Consider the following 2,083-nt stretch of genomic DNA (forward strand, 5'->3'; position numbering starts at 1 on the left):
GGCGTGATCAGCGTGACCGACGACGGCCGTGGTTTTGCGCTGGCGGGCGATTGCGCGGCCGCGGGCGCGAGCCAGACCGCACGGGGCCTGCGCAACATGAGAAGCCGCGCTGCGCGCTGCGGCGCGGTGCTCGATCTGAGCTCGGATGCCTCGGGCACGCGGGTACGGCTGCAATTGCCGCAGATCTTTCCCGACAGCGACGCCGCTGCCAGCTGAAAAGCCCCCTCCCCGAACGTGTGGGACGCACGGAGAGAGGGAACGGGCCGGATGGTTTTCATGCGGAGGACGGGGGGTGTTCGTCCGCAAGTCATCCCTTCGCCCGAAGCGATGCAATCAACTCAATCGAACGAGATCGTCAGCGGATGCCGACGCGATTGACCGGACCGCCGCGATTCATCGGCGTGCCGGCACGTACGCCGACACCGGGCGCACCGAGGCCGGGCGTCGCGACCGCAACTGCCGCGACCGGGGCTCCCGGCGCGACCACCACCGCCGCCGTCGGCCGCACCACGCAGCCCTTGGGCACGCCGACCGTCTTGCAATAGACCACCGCCTGCGCCGGGCTCGTGCCCAGCGACACCATCGCAGCACCCGCCAGCGCCATGATCGTCAGCCCGGCACTCAGCGCTCCCGCTCTTTTCGACATCTTGCTCTCCTGCTTCCCGTTCGGCGTCCCGGTGCAATCACCGGGTTTCGCAGCCGACGTGCAGTCTGAATGGCAAAAGACGGCGCACGGATACATGCCATGAAGATGGGGGTACGGAGGCCAGGAGCGCGAGCCGATGCCATGAACATGGCATGGACCGGCACCAGGCCTTCGCGGGATGGTCCGCCCGCTCGATCCCAAACGGGACCACCGACAATCCCAAAGAGGTGTTTTATGAAGATTTCGGTTCTTGCCGCGCTGCTGCTCGCCGCCACCGCCCTGCCCGCCGCGGCACAATCCGGTCCGACGCTGCAGGAGCAGATGGCCTGCCGCGGCGACGCCAGCAAATTCTGCGCCGAACATGTCGGCAAGCCGCCGCAGATGAACGCCTGCCTGCGCGAGAACAAGTCGAAGCTTTCGGACGGCTGCCGCAAGGTCGTGGAGTCGCACGGGGGCTGAACCAGTCGTCATTCCGGGGCGCTCCAACGGAGCGAACCCGGAATCCATCTCGCCACGTTCTCTGCGGATAGATGGATTCCGGGCCTGCGTGCTGTGCACGCATCCCGGAATGACGAGGTCGCACGCAAAGCACAATTCTTGCAAGCACTCCGCGTCACGACGCTGTGATCCTCGGAGTGCCATTCAATGTACGACACGATCATCGTAGGCGCCGGCTCGGCCGGCTGCGTGCTGGCCAACCGGCTGTCGGCCGATCCACATCGCAAGGTATTGGTGCTGGAGGCAGGCCGGGCGGCGCCGCGCGCTTCCGACATTCCGTCGGACTGGCCGACAATGTTCAACACGGCGGTCGACTGGGGCTACTATACCGAACCGCAGGCGGGCTGCCGCGGCCGGCGCATTTTCTGGCCGCGCGGCAAGATGGTCGGCGGCTCCGGCGCAATCAATGCGATGATCTATATCCGCGGCCTGCCTTCCGATTACGACGGCTGGGAGAAGGCGGGATGCGCAGGCTGGGCGTGGCGCGACGTGCTGCCGAAATTCATCGCCTTCGAGAACAATGCGCGCTTCATCGACGATCCCTTGCACGGCACCAGCGGGCCGCTGTACGTCGCCGACGTTCCCCATGTCGACCCGAACGAATTGAAATGGCTGGAGGCGGCGCAGGCCGCAGGGCTTCCGCACAATCCCGATTTCAACGGCGCCACACAGGAAGGTGCGGGCTTTTTCCAGTTCGTCATCAGGGACGGTGAACGTTTCGGCACCGGCAAGGCCTATCTGCGCCCGGCGCTGACGCGCGCCAATCTCACGCTGAAGACAAGCGTGCGCGTAACCCGCATCATCATCGAGCGCTCCCGCGCGATCGGCGTCGAATATCTCGAGAACGGGCAGCCGAAGAGCGCCTTCGCGACCGGCGAGGTGGTGCTCGCCTCCGGCGCCATCGGCTCGGCGCAACAACTCCTGCTGTCGGGCGTAGGT

General features: G+C 66.2%; 3 protein-coding genes and 1 pseudogene. 3 read left to right on the top strand and 1 reads right to left on the bottom strand.

Annotated features, from left to right (window positions below):
- Nucleotides 1-216 (top strand): annotated as a pseudogene (locus AC1D00_RS38255) (sensor histidine kinase); the annotation flags it as partial.
- A 139-nt stretch (nucleotides 217-355) separates the two neighbouring features.
- On the opposite strand, the gene AC1D00_RS38260 reads toward AC1D00_RS38255, so the two are convergent.
- Nucleotides 356-646, bottom strand: a complete 291-nt coding sequence (locus AC1D00_RS38260) for a hypothetical protein (protein ID WP_477014241.1) — start codon at nucleotides 644-646, stop codon at nucleotides 356-358.
- Nucleotides 647-880: 234 nt separating this feature from the next.
- Here AC1D00_RS38260 and AC1D00_RS38265 point away from each other — a divergent pair, with 234 nt between their 5' ends.
- Complete coding sequence (locus AC1D00_RS38265) at nucleotides 881-1,105, top strand: cysteine rich repeat-containing protein (RefSeq protein WP_025575760.1); 225 nt, start codon at nucleotides 881-883, stop codon at nucleotides 1,103-1,105.
- A gap of 186 nt (nucleotides 1,106-1,291) precedes the next feature.
- Nucleotides 1,292-2,083 (top strand): GMC family oxidoreductase (locus AC1D00_RS38270; protein ID WP_477014242.1); only part of this gene is annotated, 792 nt, incomplete at its 3' end.

It is taken from the genome of Bradyrhizobium sp. P2_E8 (genome assembly GCF_056403875.1).

Bases quoted from the DNA above. Each gene is read 5' to 3' on its own strand.
- AC1D00_RS38265 (WP_025575760.1), top strand. From the start codon at position 881: ATGAAGATTTCGGTTCTTGCCGCGCTGCTGCTCGCCGCCACCGCCCTG.
- AC1D00_RS38260 (WP_477014241.1), bottom strand. From the start codon at position 646: ATGTCGAAAAGAGCGGGAGCGCTGAGTGCCGGGCTGACGATCATGGCG.